This is a genomic window from Actinokineospora diospyrosa, assembly GCF_024171925.1.
GTDB classification, from domain to species: domain Bacteria; phylum Actinomycetota; class Actinomycetes; order Mycobacteriales; family Pseudonocardiaceae; genus Actinokineospora; species Actinokineospora diospyrosa.
In genome coordinates, this window is sequence record NZ_JAMTCO010000004.1 from 391981 (window position 1) to 408453 (window position 16473).

10 protein-coding genes are annotated in these 16473 nt (G+C 70.4%); 4 read left to right on the forward strand and 6 right to left on the reverse strand.

All coding sequences use genetic code 11. The features are described from left to right. On the forward strand, positions 1–2190 hold the full coding sequence (locus tag LV75_RS34805; RefSeq protein WP_301318856.1) for an ATP-binding cassette domain-containing protein: 2190 nt from the start codon (positions 1–3) through the stop codon (positions 2188–2190). Positions 2191–2195: 5 nt separating this feature from the next. On the opposite strand, the gene LV75_RS08900 is transcribed toward LV75_RS34805, so the two are convergent. Both LV75_RS08900 and LV75_RS08905 read right to left on the reverse strand, forming a co-directional pair. After that, complete coding sequence (locus tag LV75_RS08900; protein WP_253886323.1) at positions 2196–3155, reverse strand: hypothetical protein; 960 nt, start codon at positions 3153–3155, stop codon at positions 2196–2198. Positions 3156–3303: 148 nt separating this feature from the next. Then, entirely contained in the window at positions 3304–5985 is a 2682-nt protein-coding gene (locus LV75_RS08905; RefSeq protein WP_253886324.1) for a TIR domain-containing protein, read from the reverse strand. A gap of 1013 nt (positions 5986–6998) precedes the next feature. On the opposite strand from LV75_RS08905, the gene LV75_RS08910 reads away from it, so the two are divergent. Beyond that, entirely contained in the window at positions 6999–7769 is a 771-nt protein-coding gene (locus tag LV75_RS08910; protein WP_253886325.1) for a MerR family transcriptional regulator, read from the forward strand. A gap of 8 nt (positions 7770–7777) precedes the next feature. After that, positions 7778–8335, forward strand: a complete 558-nt coding sequence (locus LV75_RS08915) for a TIGR03086 family metal-binding protein (protein WP_253886326.1) — start codon at positions 7778–7780, stop codon at positions 8333–8335. Here the strand turns inward: LV75_RS08915 and LV75_RS08920 are convergent. The 4 genes from LV75_RS08920 to LV75_RS08935 form a co-directional block, all read right to left on the reverse strand. Then, complete coding sequence (locus tag LV75_RS08920; RefSeq protein WP_253886327.1) at positions 8332–9807, reverse strand: radical SAM/SPASM domain-containing protein; 1476 nt, start codon at positions 9805–9807, stop codon at positions 8332–8334. The genes LV75_RS08915 and LV75_RS08920 overlap by 4 nt on opposite strands. A 49-nt stretch (positions 9808–9856) precedes the next feature. After that, the gene (locus tag LV75_RS08925; protein WP_253886328.1) at positions 9857–12667 is read right to left on the reverse strand and encodes a tetratricopeptide repeat protein; all 2811 of its coding nucleotides are present in this window, start codon (positions 12665–12667) and stop codon (positions 9857–9859) included. A gap of 2 nt (positions 12668–12669) precedes the next feature. Continuing rightward, positions 12670–14532, reverse strand: coding sequence for a toll/interleukin-1 receptor domain-containing protein (locus LV75_RS08930; RefSeq protein ID WP_253886329.1), 1863 nt, complete (start codon positions 14530–14532; stop codon positions 12670–12672). A gap of 488 nt (positions 14533–15020) precedes the next feature. Then, positions 15021–15590: a TetR/AcrR family transcriptional regulator gene (locus LV75_RS08935; RefSeq protein WP_253886330.1), complete on the reverse strand. Its 570-nt coding sequence runs from the start codon at positions 15588–15590 to the stop codon at positions 15021–15023. 106 nt (positions 15591–15696) lie between these two features. Here LV75_RS08935 and LV75_RS08940 point away from each other — a divergent pair, with 106 nt between their 5' ends. After that, on the forward strand, positions 15697–16473 hold the full coding sequence (locus LV75_RS08940) for an SDR family NAD(P)-dependent oxidoreductase (RefSeq protein WP_253886331.1): 777 nt from the start codon (positions 15697–15699) through the stop codon (positions 16471–16473).

The following is a 16473-nucleotide window of genomic DNA, read 5'->3' on the forward strand; positions in this document are numbered from 1 at the left end:
ATGGCACCGTCCGATCTGGACCTGGTGGTCACCTCCGGCGCGCGCCGCTGGGCGTTCGCGCCGGGGGTGGTGGTGCGCATCGGTCGAGCGCCGACCTGCGACGTGGTCGTGGACGACCCGGCGGTGTCCCGGGAGCACCTGCGCGCCGAGTACGACGGCGGGTGGGTGGTGCGCGACAGCTCCTCCGCGGGCGGCACGAGCCTGCGCGGGGCGCGGGTGTCCCGGTTCACCGTCGCCGACGAGGCGGTGGTGCGCCTGGCCGACGCCGTGGAGGTGGTGCTGCGCGTCGGCGGGCGGGCGCCGGGTCCGGGTGGTGAGGTGCGGATCGGGCGCGCGCCGGACAACGACATCGTGCTCGTCGACCCGATGGTCTCACGCAGGCACGCGGCGGCGCGGCGCAGCGGGGACGACTGGCTGGTCACCGACCTGGGCGGGCGCAACCCGACGCTGCTCAACGGCACGGCGATCACCGGGGACACGCTGGCGCGGGTCGGCGACACGCTGACCCTCGGCTCCAGCGAGATCGTGGTCGCCGAGCACGGGTTGAGCCGGGTGCCGCGGTCGGCGCACCACCTGGTGGTCGACGACGTGACCCTCGCGCTGCCCGACGGCAGGAACCTGCTGTCGGGGGTGTCGCTCGACATCGCACCCGGCGAGTTCGTCGCGGTCGTCGGGCCCTCCGGCTCGGGCAAGTCGACCCTGCTCAAGGTGATGACCGGCGACCTCGCGCCCAGCACGGGTCAGGTGACCTACGACGGCACCGACGTGTGCGGCCACGGCGCCGTGCGCACGTTGATCGGCACCGTCCCGCAGGACGACGTCCTGCACACCTCGCTCTCGGCCCGCGCGGCGCTCTCGTACACCGCCGCCCTGCGGTTGCCCGCCGACACCGGGCGAGCGGAGCGACGAGCCGCTGTGGACGGTGCCTTGTCCCAAGTGGATCTGCTGGAGCACGCGGATACCCGGGTCAAGGACATGTCCGGCGGACAGCGCAAGCGGGTGTCCATCGCGATGGAGCTGCTGACCTCTCCCCCGCTGCTGGTGCTCGACGAGCCCACCTCCGGGCTGGACCCGAACCTGGACCGGCAGATCATGAGCACGCTGCGCTCCATCGCCGACCGGGGCCGGTCGGTGGTCGTGGTCACGCACAGCACGGACAACCTGGCCTGGTGCGACCGGATCCTCATCCTGGCGGCACCGGGCGGTGTGCCGATCTTCCTGGGTCCACCGGCTGAGCTGCGGATCCGCTTCGGCACCGCGGACTGGGCCGAGATCTTCGAGGAGGCCTCGCGCCACAGCGCGCCGGAACCGGTGCGGGCGGCGCTCGCCCGGCGCCCGGGTGGCGCGGGCGGGTCGGGCCCGGCGCCCGCGGTGCGCTCGTGGCGGGCGCAGGCCAGGACGCTGGTGCTGCGGCACGCCGCGCTGATCGCCGCGGACCGGGCGTACGCGGCGTTCCTGCTGTGCATGCCGCTGGTGCTGGCGGTTCTGGCGTTGGCGGTGCCCGGGTTGGGTGGGTTCGGCCCACCGGATCCCGACGACCCGGGGGAAGCGGGTCAACTGCTGGTGTTGCTGTTCGTGGGCGCGGCGTTCACCGGTGGGGCGTGCGGCATCCGGGAGATCGTCGCGGAGCGGGCGATCTTCCGCAGGGAGCGCGCGGCCGGATTGCCCGTGCTGGCCTATGTTGTGGCCAAGGCCGTCGTGTTCGCCGTGGTGTGCGCGGTGCAGGCGACGTTGTTGGTGGGCGGGACGGTGTTGGCCAAGCCCGCGCCGGAATCAGCCGTGCTGTTGGTGAGCCCGGCGCTGGAGTTGGCGGTCGCGGCGTTGCTGACCGGGTTCACCTCGTGCGCGGCGGCGCTGTTCCTGTCGAGCCTGGTGCGCTCGGCCGAGCAGGCGATGCCGGTGCTGGTGGTGGTCGTGATGGCGCAGTTGGTGTTGTGCGGCGGGATGATCCCGGTGACCGGGCGACCGGTGTTGGCGGAGGTGTCCTGGTTGGCCCCCAGCAGGTGGGGCTACGCCGCCGGTTCGTCCACAGTGGACCTCGCGGGGTTCCCCGGCGCGCAGGACGACCCGTTGTGGCGCCACAGCGCGCCGTGGTGGCTGCTCTCGGGCGGCGTGCTGGTCGCGCTCGCGGCGGTGTTCCTGCTGTCGCTCGCGCGGCGGTTGGCACGGTCAGGTCCGGGTTCGCGGTGAGCCGGTCACGGTGTCCAGGCCGCGCCGAAGGACAGCCGGGTCTTGAGGTTGGTGAAGCCCAGGTGCGCCTCGCCGACCGGGTCGAGGTCGAGCGGTTCGCGCGGCGCGGTGTGGTCGTCCACCTCGGTCGGCAGGACGCCGTCGATCCGCCACACCTTGACCGGCGGGTTGTCCAGGCCGAAGCGGACCCGCAGGTCGAAGCGCGCGCACGGGTAGCGCGGCGTGCACAGGTAGAACGGCGACATCGTGGCGCGGTCGGCGAAGGTGTAGCGCAGCAGGTACTCGTGCTCGGTGCCCGAGTCGAGTTCGCGCGGCAGGATCAGCTGGTAGCCGAGGCGGGAGCGGGAATGCCGCAGGTGGGTGGTCAGCGTCCCGCCGTAGAGGACGTCGACGGCGGGGTTGTCCGGGGAGAGCCCGCCGACGTCGTCGCCGACCGGCACGGAGAACTCCAGGTCGATGGCCGCGAGCGGTTCGCCGGTGACCAGGACCCGCCACCGCTCGTACACCTCCGGGGTGTTCTGGTCGAGCACGACCGTGCTCGACAGCGTCGTGGTGCGCCACGGCGGGGTCTCGGCGGGCGGCGGGTCGGGCAGCCGGTACCTGACGGCGAGCGCGGCCTGGGCGATCAGCAGCAGGCCGTCGTCGATGCGGCGCACCGCGGTGCGGCTGTCGCGCTCGAGCTCGCCCGCGATCAGTCCGATCCGGTCGGTCAGCGTGGGCAGTCTGCTGTGCGGGGTGAGGGCGTACGCGATGAGAACGGCCTGGCGCAGGTCGTGGGGTAACGGTTCGGCCAACTCGCGCAGCCGTTCGGCCAGTACGGTCACCATCCTGGCGCCGTCGCCGTCGAGGCCGAAGACCTCGCGGACCTGGGCGGTGATCTGCCGCGCGACGTGCGGGCTGCCCAGGCCCCGGCGTTGGCGCAGCGGTTTGAGGTCGGTGACGAGGTCCTCGGGGGTGATCGTCATGCGGGTCCTTTCCGCGGACACCGACCGGGGAGGCAGCGGTGCCCCGCGCGAGCCATCTTGGCGCGCTCGCGATACCTGTTCGCTCACCCACGCGGGCGTGTTGCGCCGTGGCGGCCGGGTTCACCCGACCGCCGCAACGCGCGCGGCGTCAGCGGGGTCTGCGGTGGCGCAGGAGGCCGGGTAGGAGGAACCGCGGTGTGATCGGGAGGATCGTGCCGAGGACGGTCATCTCCAGCGCGCGCTCGGTGGTCGCCCCGTAGTTGTCCCGTTGCAGGCGCGCCGCGTGGTCGGTGAGTACTGACGCCTCCGTGGAGCGTCCACAGCCGAAGGTCGCGACGCCGAGTTCGAAGCGGGTCGAGATCGCGTCCACGTGGGCCGCACCGAGGACGGCCACCTGGCGGGGCAGGACGTCGGCGAGGATCTCGCGGGCACGCTCCCAGTCAGCCACCGCGACCCGGGCCGCCCCCGCGATCGAGCGGGCGCGCAGGCGCAGCGGGTGGTCGGCGCCGAGGACGGCGAGCAAGCGGGTGTCCAGCGGGGACAGCAAGTCCAGCGCTTCACGCGACCGCTTGCTCGCGACGAGGGCTTGGGCACGCCGCACGCGCAGGTCGAGGGTCCTCGGGTTGTCTGGTCCGAACCACTCGCCCGAGCGCGCGGCGAGCGCGCCGAGGCGGTCGGTCGCCACGCGCCACCGCTCGTCGGTCCAGTTGCGGTCGGCGAACCCGATCGCGATCTCGGCGTCGGCGTCGGTCGCCTCGGCATCCTTGGCGACGCTGTGCTCGGGTAGACCGACCTCGGCGAACAGCTCTATGACCGAACGGGTGAGATCGCGTGCCCGTTCAACCGCACCGGCGAGCACGAGTGCCGCGGCGAGCTCGACGGTCGCGGCGGGCCACGGCCCCCGGTGCGCACCGCCGGGGTGTTCGCGGCGGATACCGGGGTACACCTCGGTGATCACGGCCAGGGCCCGCCGGAAGTCGCCGCGCCGCCGCAGGGCCGCCGACCGCGCCACCAGGGCGCTCTGGCGCTCGGTTTCGGGCAGCCACCCCGGAATCTCGGCCGGCAGTACGGCATCGGCGGCGTGGTAGTCGCCTGCCTGGTCGTGCGCGGTGGCGGCCAGGAACCTGGCGCGGTACTCGGTTTCGCGATCACCTGACGCGGCGGCGCGGTCGACGGCCAGGGTGGCGTGGTCGATCGCGGTGCGGTCGTGCGCGGCGACGGCGAGGCGGGCGGCGGTGAGCAGGTCACCCGTCGGGCACAGCGGCCCGGCGAGCCGGATCGCCTGCTCGATGGCGTCGCGGGCGGAGGGCGCGTCACCGAGGTCCTCGTGCCTCGCCGCGGTGAGCCGGAGGAGTTCCAGCGCTTCATCTCTTGGTACGGCGCCGTTTCCCGCCAGGACACGAGCGTGCAGGAGAAGGTGCGGGGACGGGGGGTCGGTCCGCAGGGAGGCCGCGACTGTGCGCGCGGCGAGGCGGGCGAGCCCACCGGTGAACGGCGCGTCGGCGAGGGCGGCGGTGAACCCGAGGACCAGCCGCGCGACCGCGGACTGGGCGTCGATCTGCGCGGCGTGCAGGTCGACACCGTCGCGCGCGATCGCCGCCAACTCCCGGTCGAACCGCTCGATCGCCCCGGTCCCCTTGGCCGCGGCGAGCCTGGCCACGGCGATCGCCAGGGTCGCCGGGTGTCCACCGCAGCGCTGGACCAAGACGTGAACCGCGGCCCGCTCGCGGTCGTCGAGGTCGTGCCAGTGGACACGCAACAGCTCCTCGGCTTCCTCGTCGCCCAGGCCACCGAGTTCGACCTGGGTGACGGGCCAGCGGGCGGTGATGGAGCGCGCGGTGATGATCGTGTGGGCGCGCGGCGAGGGGACGACGAGCTGGTCCAAGACCTCCGGCTCCAACCCGGGCGGGACATCGTCAACCACGACGAGCACGTCCTCGGTGAGCAGATCCCCAACAACCCGCACAACCCGCTCCGGCGACAACCCCGCCAACCGCTCCCCAAACCGCGTCGCCGCCCGCAACTGCTCAGCGAAGTGGGTCAGCACGTCCTTGCCCGCGAGGCGCAGCCCACTGCCATCCATGTGCAGCCACAGGACACCGCCGGGGTACGCGTCCCGGAAAAGGAAGGCGTAGTGGCGAGCCGTGGAGCTCTTGCCCATGCCCGTCGGCGCTTTCAGGACGGCGACGGAGTGGGCGTATGGCTTGACCACCGCTGCGAGCTTGCCACCGTGGAGTGCACTGTGGACTGTCCACATGTCTTGATATCGACCCACGAAGCGCCTGGGCTTGAGGACTTCCGGGTCGAGGTCTTTGGCCGCGAGACTGCCGATGGGCCCTACTGCGGTTTTGGCGACGAGGTCGGCTACTTTGCGCGGGTCTGGATCGCGGTGCCAGTCGTAGTAGACGGCATCGGTGAGCTCGACGGGGGCGATGTGGTGCTCATCGGGTTCGGGGTTGATGACGAGAATCTGGCGCATGGGGTTGCCGTGGGCGCTCGCCGCCAGGAATGCGCGGGTCAACTCCCATTGGCACGCATACCGGGTTGGGTAGCGGCGGGAGTAGAAGACAACGAAGAGCGAGGCATTGTCGACTTCAGCGGCCAGGGTGGAGGTGATGCGATCGAACCTGGCCGTGTCGGTGTCGCGGAAGACGCGGATGGTGGGGATGCGGCGGAGGGCGCGGTCTATGCGGGCTATGTGGGGTTGGTCGGACCAGGTGTAGCTGAGGAAGATGGTGGGGCCCGCATGGGGGGATGATGGGGGGTGGAGTGGGGGTGGGGGAACGACGGGAGGAGGACAGTTCTGCGACATCTTTGCGGGGTTGTCCACAACGTCTTCTGTTGTCCACAGGCTGTGGTCGCTGCTGCTGGATTGTCGGTGTGCGGCGGTAGGCTGTGTATTGGGGGCTCTTGGGGTAGTTGATCTTGCGGAGGGTGTTTTTCCACAACGGGTTCGGTTGTCCACAGGGTGCTGGTTGCCGGTCCCGGTTGTCGGTGCGTCTCGGTAAGCTGTGTATTTGGGGGCTTTCGATCAGGTTGATCTTGGCGTAGGCCGGGGTTGGGAGTGCGGGGCAAGGGATTCGGGCCTCCGCCTTCGGCTCCGGTAACCGCCTCGGCTTCGCCATCGGTGCAGATCCGCGACAATGCGAAGAGCTCGATGGGGCGAACTTGTTTTGCGTGGGGCCCCTACGACACCCGTGGCAGGACCGCAAAGCAGGGGCCGAAAAGCATGGCCCTGTCCGCTACCGACGCTACGGGTGCCGTCCCCCCACGCAAAACAAGTCCGCCCCATCGAGCCGGCCTGGCACCAGCGACTCCGACTGTCCACGCGCTGAGCAGGTGGGCTGGGGCGGACCTGACGGGGCGCAGGTTGGCACCGCAGGGTCCGAGTGTCCAGGGGCTGAGCAGGTGGGCTGGGGTGGACCTGACGGAGGGCGGGCTGGCACCGGCGACTCCGAGGAGCGCGGGGCCGGGCTGGCAGGGCCGACGAGGGCGGGCTGGGATGGCACCGGATCTTCCGAGTGTCCAGGGGCTGGCACTGTGGGCTGAGGCGGACCTGACGACAGCTGGGGTGACAGCGGCGGTCGAGTGTCCTCGGGCTGGGAGGTGGGTAGGGGCGGAGCTGACGGGGGGTGGGGTGGCAACAGAGGGGCCAGGAACCGGGTTGTGGGGCTGGTCCTGACAGAAGCTGGGCTGGCACCCAACAGCGTTCGAGTGTCCAAGGGGGCGGGTATTCCCGTATCAGGGGGTGTTGAGGGCAGCTGAGGGGCGCTGGGTGACTACGCAGAGTGGAAGGAAAGAGGGGGTTGCGGCTCCCCTTAGGGGAGCGTGGATGCTCAACCCATGCCCGGCACGATTCCCATCGGCGAGTTCGCCAAGATGACGCACCTGACCGTCAAGGCGTTGCGGCACTATCACCGGTTGGGGTTGCTTGAGCCTCGGCGGGTTGATCCGCATACCGGGCTGCGGATGTATGACTCGGAGCAGGTCACGCCTGCTCGGACGATACGTCGGTTGCGGGAGTTGGATATGCCGCTCGCCGATATCAAGGCGGTGTTGGGGGCGGCGGGGACTGATGACCGGGATCGGGTCTTGTTGGCTCATCTCGACCACCTCGAGGGGGAGCTTGAGCGGACCCGGGTGGCCATCGCGGGGCTTCGGCGGTTGCTGGAGGGGTCAGCGAGCGCGGTGGGGGTCCAGTACCGGGTGATTCCTGACCTGCCCGCGGTCGGGCTCACCAGGTGGGTGCAGCGGATCGAGGTCGGTCGGTTCTGCGAGGAGGCGTTCGCGGCGTTGCCCGATGATGGGACGGGGCCGTTGGGGGCGTTGTTCCCCGAGGAGCTGTTCACCGAGGGGGCGGGTGAGGTCACCGCCTTCCGGCCGGTCAGCGCGGTTCCGGCGACCTTGGTCATCCCGGGGGCCATGGTGGCTGTGGCGGTGCACCGGGGGCGGTATGAGGACTTGGACGAGACCTACGGGCCGCTGGGGGCGCATGTCGCGGCGCGTGGGTTGGCTGTGGCGGGGCCGTTGCGGGAGATCTATTTCGACCCCGAGCTTGGCGTTGAAGACAGGCGTACTGAGGTTTGTTGGCCGCTTTCCCGTATCCCCGAATAGGAGATCCTGTGCTGCACGCTCCCCGCGACGAGTTCCGGCGTCGACTTGTCCATGTCACGCCCGATGTTTTCGGGGCCGCCACCCCGTGTCCTGATTGGACTGTCCGCGACTTGGTCAACCACGTCATTGGTGGGGACCAGATGACCGTCGTCCTGTTGGAAGGTGGCACCACAGAGGCCGCGGTTCAAGCACTCGGGGCGGACTGGATCGGCGACGACGACCCGGTGGTTGTGTTTGCCGCAGCGGGTGAAGCGCTTGATCGGGCCGCTGCGGTGGACGGGGTGTTGGAGCGGGTTGTGCCGCACCCGATGGGTCCTGTTCCCGGCCACCAGGCCGTCAGCTTCCGAGTCGCGGAGTACCTGGTGCACGCCTGGGACCTGGCTCGGGCCCTCGGCGTCGACGAGCGGCTCGACGCGGGACTCGTTGAGCAGACCTGGGAGGGCATGCGGGGGTTGGCGCCGGTCATCGGTGGGCTTGGGATGTTCGGCTCCGGCCCAAGCGGTGCGCTGGACGAGAACAGCTCACCGCAGGACCGCCTGCTGGACCTCTCCGGCCGCCGCCCCTAGTCCGCGGTGGTGGCGTAGCGCAGGATCCGCAAGCCCTCCAAGCGGACCGCCCGCGGGTAGATCGCCCGGTAGATCCCGCAATTGGGCGACTGGACGTCCCAGCGGCCGGTCGCGCGGAAGGTGGCCGCCGAGCAGCCGCTGGAGCACCAGTGCCGCCAGGTGCAGTCGCGGCAGCCGGACTTGGTGTCGACCAGGAGGTTGCGCACCCCGGTGCCGGACCTGATGGCCGACACCGGGTCGTCGGTGCGGACGTCGCCCACGACGCGGGCGATCTCCATGTGGCACTGGGCGATCCCGCCGTTCTGGTCGATCACCACGTAGTCGTCGCCCACCCCGCAGGCCCGCCTGCGGGGTGCGACCAGCTGACCCCGGTCGAGCACCGAGCCGAGCACGCTGCGCCGGGGCAGGAGTTCCTCGATGACCGCGAAGGTGCGGTCCAGACCGTCCACCATGGCCTGTTCCTCGTACTGGAGGTCGTCGAAGGAGGCAGAGCAGTCGTTGTCGCGGAAGAAGTTGACGCTGAACGTGAGGTCGCGGCGCACCGCCATGCGCACGACGTCGGCGATGCCGTCGATGTTGCGGCTGGTGACCGTGATGGACAGGTGCGGGGAGATCCCCGCGGCGAGCAACCGGTCGATCGTGCGCAGGACCAGTGCGGCGGAAGGCTTCCCGGCCACGGTCGGGCGTTGCGCGTCGTGCGTCTCGCCCAGGCCGTCGAGCGAGATCATCACCCGGATGTCGCGGGTGCGCAGCGCGGACACGAGCGCGCCGTTGAGCGCGACCCCGTTGCTCAGCAGCACCGCGGACAGCCCCAACCCGGCTTCCCGGCACAGCGCCAGCGCGTGGTCGTGCAGGTGCAGCAGGACCGCGGCGTTCATGCTCGCCTCGCCACCGGCGTACTTCAGCCGCAGAGACCGGAACCCGTGCCGTTGCGCGGAAGCGACCAGGGCGTTGACCGAGTCCTTCGCGACGTCGGCGTCCATGGAGTCGTCGGACTTGTGCACGTAGCAATAGGGGCAGCGCAGGTTGCACTTGTTGGTCACGTGCAGCCACGCGGTCAACTCGGTGCTCGACTCGAACCGCGGCGTGGGCGGCTTCCCGACCGGGTGCAGCACGTCGAACCCGACGAGGGTCTGGATCGCCCGTTCGAGCGCGGGTGAGCCCGCCACCACGGCCGAGGCGGGGGTGGGGTCGGCGAAGGTGTCGAGCAGGGCGCGGCCCGCGGTGTCGAGCACCACGACTCCCCCGTCGCCGTTCGGGCTGAACAGCGCGAAGTGCTCCTGGTCGAGCGGGACCTCGACCACGTCACCGGCGCGCACGAGCGGGTCGGCCACCAGCGCGGGCAGGTCGCGCGCGGTGCGCTCGCCGCTGACCGGGCAGGCGCAGTCCTCGCAGTTGTGCACCACGTGCTCCCGGTCGCCCGGGATATCCCTTGTGGACAGTACGACCACGCGCCGGTCCGTCGACGTCATCACAGGAGCCTTTCACAGCGCGGGCTTCGCGGCCATCTCGGGGTTCGGGTCAGCGCAACCGGTCAAGGCGCTCCACCAGCCGCCGGGCCGGGACCGCCCACTCGGCGTGCAGGAGCTCGTACCACTGGCCGCGCACCGGCGCGGGCAGCCGCGCGAACAGTTCGCCGAACCGGTCGAACTCGCTGTCGAGCGCGGCGGCCCCGTGCGAGCCGACCCGGTTGCGGTTCAAGGTGAGCAGGGCGCGGGCGTAGGTCCGAGCCACGTCGTCCAGCCCGCTCACCTGGCGCTGTCCCAGGGCGTCGTGCACCGCGAGGTGGGCGTTGATCAGCTCCCAGCGGGGGCGCAGGTCGGCGAACTCGAACTGCTCCATCGTGCTGAGGACCTTCGGCGCCCACTGGGTGATGGTCGTGCGGTAGACCTCGTCGTGGGTGTTCTCCCAGGTGGCGTAGTTGAGTTCGAGGAACTCGATGAGGCTGGCCGACTGGAACCAGCCGTCGGCGATCGCCTCGGCCTTCCAGATCGCCTCGCGCAGGTACCGCAGCCCGAGGTCCGCGTCGTCACCCGAGTGGATGCGGCCCGCCCGGTTGAGCGCCGACGGGTACCACCGGATGGCCCGCTCGCGGCAGATCTCCAGCGCTTGGTCGATGAGTTCCTTGGCCCGCTCGAGCGGGTCCTCCTCCAGGTCGGTCCCCTCGCGCGCGGCCTGCAGGAGGCAGATCGCCTGCTCCTGGTAGATCTGCCCGAGCCACGGCTGGTTGTCCATCCCCACCAGCAGCAGTTCCGCGTGCAGGTAGTGGCCCCAGGCCTCGTCGAACCGCTGGCCGTAGCGGCACACCTCGCCCGCGGTGCTGTGCGAGATGGCGATGCCCAGCGGGCTGCCCAGGGTCTTGCGCACCCGCAACGCCTCGCTGACCAGGCCGTCGGCCTCCGCGTAGTCCCCGCGTAGCGCCTTCAGGTACGCCCAGTTCGTCGAGATTGACGCCTGCTCACCGAGCACCTCCGACTCGGCGCCCGCCCGCTTGATCGCCGCCGACGCGTAGCCGTAGTGCTCGTCGGCTTCGTCCCAGCGGCCGATGTTGCGGGCGAAGAAGCCGAGTTCCTTGCGCGCCTGGGCGGTGAGCCGCTCCCGGCGAGGTTGGGCACAGGACTGCGCGTGCCCCAGCGCCGCGTGGAAGTGCCGGTCGGCGACGACGATCTCACCGGGCAACCGCATCCAGGCGTTGCCCTGCTCCCTGGCCACCTGGTAGGCCAACTCGGGGTCGTCGACCGCCGGTAGGCCGTCGAGCAGGGCCACGGCGGGCCTCGCTTGCGAGGTCTGGACCAAGTACCGCGCGACGTTCAGCGCGATGTCCAGCCAGCTCTCGGGTCTGCCGGTGAGCCACAGGCGGAACCGCTGGACCACAACGCCGATCGCGTCGAAGGTGGGTCGCTGGTCGCCTGCGGGCAGGAACCGGCGGATCTCGTGGTGCACGAGTTGCATGTAGCGCAGGTCGTCGCGCGCGGCGGCGGCGCGGAACTCGGTGGCGACCTGCTCGGCCCCGCGCTCGAAGTCCGACAGCAGCAGGTAGTGCAACCGGGCCGCGCGCTGCCGGTCGAACCGTCGCTTGTAGACATCGAGCCTGGCCAACTGCTGGGTCTTGACGCTGCCCCGCTCTTGCGGGTCGTCGTCCACGAGCGTGGCGTCGATGGCGTTGACGACGTCGTCGTAGCTCCTCTCCTCCACGGCGAACGCGGTGGCCGCGGCCGCCCACAGCGTGCGACGCCAGGAGGTGTCGTGGTCGTGCAACGGGATCAGCCTGCGGATGAGCTCCTCGGCCAGCGCGTCGTGCAGGGTGACGTCCTGGCCGTTGGCGCGCAACCGGATCCAGGGCCGCGACCGCAGCGCCGCCCAGGCGCGCGGCCAGTCCGGCGCGTCGTCGGGCAGCGGCCGGTCGGCCATGATCGCCTGCCAAACCCGCTGGTCGACGCTGTGGCGGACCACGGCGAGCCGCTTGATCGCCTCGGACCAGAAGCCCTTGCCGCGGAAGGGGGTGATCAGCGTGCGGCGGAAGGACTCGCGCTGGTACTCGTGGTGCGGCGGCGCGACCGCGGTCTCCGGTGGTGGGCTGTTGCCGCGCAGGTAGTCGACGGCGAGTTCGAGCCAGAGCGGGTGGCCCTCGGTCAGCGACACGAGCGCGGTCACCAGGTCCGCGGGCAGGCGGCGGCCGATCTCGCTGTCGCTGAGGAACAGCCGCCCCTCCTGCTCGGTGAAGCCGCCCAGGTCCAGCACGGCGGTCGTCAGCTCGCCCGCCGCGGTGCTCACCTGCTCGGCGATGGTGTCCGCGCCGTCCGCGGGCCTGCCGGAGAGCACGAACACCGTGGCCGGGAGCTCGGCCATCCAGGCCACCAGGGTGGTGAGCAGGTACGAGTCGCGGATGACCTCGACGGTGTCGAGCGGGATGACGACCGTGGCGCCGGTGCGGTCGCGGAAACTCTCGTAGCACCGGCGGAACTCGGCGCGGGTCCTGGTCTGCACGGCCAAGGCGCTCTCCCCGCCGCCCGGGGTCGCGGCGGCGCTGGTGAGGTAGCGCAGAAAGTCCCCGAAGTGGATCCCGTCGGGGTCGAGCCCCTCGGCCACCCGCCGCTGCACGTTCTCCAGCGCCCAGTACTCGGAGTCGTCGACGTCCAACGGCTCCAACCAGGTGGTGGCTCCCCGCGTCCCGGCCGCCGCGAGCGCGCGCAACATCCTGGTCTTGCCGACACCTCCCGGGCCGTAGAGCAGGACCACCTTGCTCTGCCCGGTGTCGCGCACCTGATCGATCTCGGCGAGCAGCAGGCCCTCGGCGGCGCGCGGCACGTAGTGGGACTCGGGCATCGACATGATCAGGTGCCTCCCCCGATGTTCTGCGCCACGCTGGTCAGCACCGCGTCGAACAGTCCGTTGTGCGGCTTGGTCAGCGCCGCGAACTCCCGGTCCTCGCGGAGCTGTCGGCGCACCGACGCGCGGAACTCGGCGGGTCCGAACGCGGGTCCGAACGTGTCCGGCTGGATGACCCGCTTGGCCAGCGCGGCCGCCGTGTCGGGCAGCTTGGCGGCCAGGCCACCCGCGTCGGTGCACTGGAGCAGCATCGCCTCGTGCCAGATCAGTTCTAGGAACACCCGCACCCGATCGCTGCCGTTGATGCCGTTGGCGGCCAGTCCCTCGTAGAGCTCGCGCGCGCTGGAGTGCACGACCCGCCTGCGCTCGTCGTCGCGGTGGAAGTGCTTGCACAGCAACGCCCGGAACGGCGGGAACAGCGAGTGCCACAGATCGGAGACACCGGTGACCAGCGCGGTTTTGCCGATGGCGTCCCACAGGTCCTCGACCGCCCACGCCGCCTCGGTGAGCGCGGCGCCGAACTCGGCGTCGTGGTCGAGGTGGTGCTTGAGGTGGGAGGTGGTGACCATCCGGTACGCCGAGATGAGCTCGAGGGCCTTGAGCAGCACGCCGTAGCGTTCGGCGATCTTGTCGCCGGGTTCGACCAGCGTGTGCATCGAGAGCAGCTCCCCCTCGACGTAGGGGCGGACCACCGTGTCGAACACGCGGTAGTCCGAGCAGGCGTCGGAGTCGTAGAACTGATCGATCCGCGCCCACTCCACCGAGCGGACCAGCAGCGCGGGCAGTCCGACGCTGAGTTGCTGCAGCGCGGCGGTCCACTGGGTGACGTGGTCGCGCTGGAACTCGACCTGGCTGTCGGTGGAGATCTCGTTGAGCATGTCGCGCACCACGCGGTCGCCGAATTCGCTCAGGTTCACCACGCGGAAGTCCAGGACGGGCTCCCCCTGGCAGTTCATCCCGGACCACTCGCCCGCCCGTCGGCTGGCCACCACCAGGGTCATCCTGGTGTCGGGCTTGCTGGGTTTGGAGTTGACCTCGTCGAACACCCGGCTCGCCAGGATCCGGAAGGACTCCACGGTCGAGCGGTCCAGCAGTTCCGCGCTGTCGAGCACCGCGATGTGGTGGCGCCCCCGCTTCAGGATGATCCGCACGAGGTCGCCCACGAGGTCATCGGCCGAGCCCTGCGGGTCGGCTTCGGCGTTGAACAGCAAGCGGAGCAGGCGGTCGGCGTCGTGGCGCAGGTCAAGCGGTTGCTCGCGCAGGTCGACGGTGGTTGTGAGCTTGTCGGAGTAGTTCTCGGCGAGTTTCGCGCACACCTTGGTGAGGAACCACGTCTTGCCCAGTTTCGGCGGTGCCGTCACGATCCAGAAGTCGTGTTCGCCCGACGTCTTCATCGCGTCCAACACCCGGTTGAGCTCGTCGTGGCGGTTGCGGAAAGGCCCTTCCCGCGATCGCTCGACGGAAGGTCCAGGGCTGCCTGCGATGGGCACGACGCCCAGGGCGTCGACCAGTTCGTTCTGCGAGACGGGGGGAAGGAGATCCACCTGGTCCCACAGCCGCCCCCAGCCGTCCTTGCTCCCCTCGGCGACCCTGTATTTGTAGAGGAGCCTGCGCTGCTCCTTGAGTTCGCGGTAAGCCGCCATCTGGTGCTCCACCTGGCAGTACTCGGTACCCAGTGCGGCGGGCGACATCAGCACCACGAACGCGTCCGCCCGCTCGACCTCCTGGGCAATGGCCCCCGGCGACCGGGTGCCCCGGTCCTGGGGTGGTTCGAAGTAGACCTCGGCACCGCGCTCGCGCAGGACCCCGGCGACCCTGGTCGCGATCTCGGAATCGGCGGAGGAGTAGCTGAGGAAAATTCGGGTCATCCCCGTCCACCTCCGCTCGGGTTGGCGATGTCGCGTGCACCCCACTCGCCTTCACAAGATCGCGCTACCCAGGTGGCCGTTACGGCGGGCCAGTGGTCAAGTTGTGGACATTCGCCACGCGCCCGACAAGGACAGCAAAGGCGGAAGTTCGGCGCAAGGCAGACCCGCTTCACGGGAGAACATCACCCGCACAGGTGGTTCCGGTGGCGATATCTCGCCGACCGCCGGAAAGCTGGACTACCTCTCACTTCCTGTTTGTGTGGTCAGTCATCCACACCGCAGGTCAGGGAAGTACGCCGCGGTGCGGATTCCCGCACCGCGAATGGGTTACCGATTTCCCACTCCGCGCGACCGGAGCGAATTCGGTGATGTTCCCGGCGAACTTGCATCCGCCGATTGGCGAGGTAATCGAGAGCACGGCCAAGGCGCTCACAATCGCCGAGGTCGCCGCTTCAGGGTGCCCTATTTGGCGCGGGGTGTCACCAAAATCAGGGGCGTGGACCGGCGCCGTGGAGAAGGGTGTCGATCACTTTGGTGGCCAGTTCGTGGGGGTCGGTGCCGGTGGTGTTGTGGGCGGCCTCGCCGATGAGGGCGTAGTAGACCTGGCAGGTCCACGGGAGGTCGGCGTCGGCGGCGACCAGGCCCGCGGCTTGGGCCCTGGCGAGCAGGGCGACGCAGCGGGTCACCAGTTGTTGTTGGCCTTGGGCCCACTTGGAGCCGGGGGCGAACGACTCGGTCATGGCGAACGGCCAGCCCAGTTTGACCCGCAGGACCTCGGCGGTGATCTGGTGCAGGGCGACCAGGGGCGGCGCGGTGTCGGGGTGGGCCGACTCGATGACGACGTCGAGTTGGTCGAGGACGTTGCGGACCATGGCGTCCACGAGGGCCTGCCGGTTGGCGAAGCGGCGGTGGATTGTGGTCCGGGCGACACCCGCGGCCTCAGCGATCTGCTCGAGCGACGCGGCCGGGTTGGCCGCCAGCACCCGCTCCGCCGCTTCGAGGATGGTGCGGACGCTGCGCTCGGCGTCGGCGCGCAGGGGGCGCTCCTGGGTGGCCACGACCGTACGCTACCTCGCGACCGTTAACTGCGACAGAGCTGGTGCAGTTAGCTACTTATCTGCTACACATATGGTGCAGATAATCGAGCCGTAGAGGAGTGGGGCCATGAGCACAGCACTGGTCACCGGGGCGTCCGCCGGGTTGGGTGCCGAGTTCGCCGAGCGGTTCGCCGCCCGCGGGTACGACGTCGTGCTGGTGGCGCGTAGCGAACAGCGCTTGGAGGAGCTCGCCCGGCGCCTGCGCGACACCCACGGGGTGCGCGCGGAGGTGATCGCGCAGGACCTGAGCGCCGCCGACGCCGTGCCCGCGATCGTGGGGCGGCTCACCGCGAAGGGCATCTCGGTGCACACCCTGGTCAACAACGCCGGGTTCGGCACGGCGGGCCGGTTCGAGGAGATCGCCGACGGCCGGGACCGGGACCAGTTGATGGTCAACGTGGTCAGCCTGGTGGCGCTGAGCAGGGCGTTGATCCCGCAGGTGCTGGCGAACGGGGGCGCGGTCATCAATGTCGCGTCCACCGCCGCCCTGCAACCGACGCCGTACTTCGCAACGTACGCGGCGGGCAAGACATTCGTGCTCAACTTCAGCCTCGCCTTGCGCGCGGAGCTGAAGGGGCGCGCAACCGTGCTGTGCGTGTGCCCCGGCCCCACCGAGACGCTGTTCTTCGACACGGTGGAGGTCGGGCGCAAGGCTGCGATCGGCGGAAAGTTCATGTCGGCCGAAGCCGTCGTCGCCGCAACGTTGCGCGCGCTGGACCGCGACCGCGGCTACCTCGTGCCGGGTCTGCTCAACGCCGCCAACGCCCACCTCTCCCCGCGCCGCCCGCGCAAGATGGTCGCCGCCATCGCCGAGCGCGTGTCCCGCGGCGTGCTGCCCGCCTGA

Excerpts from the sequence above, each read along its gene's own strand:
- LV75_RS34805 (WP_301318856.1), top strand. The coding sequence starts at position 1 with ATGGCACCGTCCGATCTGGACCTGGTGGTCACCTCCGGCGCGCGCCGC.
- LV75_RS08900 (WP_253886323.1), bottom strand. The coding sequence starts at position 3,155 with ATGACGATCACCCCCGAGGACCTCGTCACCGACCTCAAACCGCTGCGC.
- LV75_RS08910 (WP_253886325.1), top strand. The coding sequence starts at position 6,999 with ATGCCCGGCACGATTCCCATCGGCGAGTTCGCCAAGATGACGCACCTG.
- LV75_RS08920 (WP_253886327.1), bottom strand. The coding sequence starts at position 9,807 with ATGACGTCGACGGACCGGCGCGTGGTCGTACTGTCCACAAGGGATATC.
- LV75_RS08925 (WP_253886328.1), bottom strand. The coding sequence starts at position 12,667 with ATGTCGATGCCCGAGTCCCACTACGTGCCGCGCGCCGCCGAGGGCCTG.
- LV75_RS08930 (WP_253886329.1), bottom strand. The coding sequence starts at position 14,532 with ATGACCCGAATTTTCCTCAGCTACTCCTCCGCCGATTCCGAGATCGCG.
- LV75_RS08940 (WP_253886331.1), top strand. The coding sequence starts at position 15,697 with ATGAGCACAGCACTGGTCACCGGGGCGTCCGCCGGGTTGGGTGCCGAG.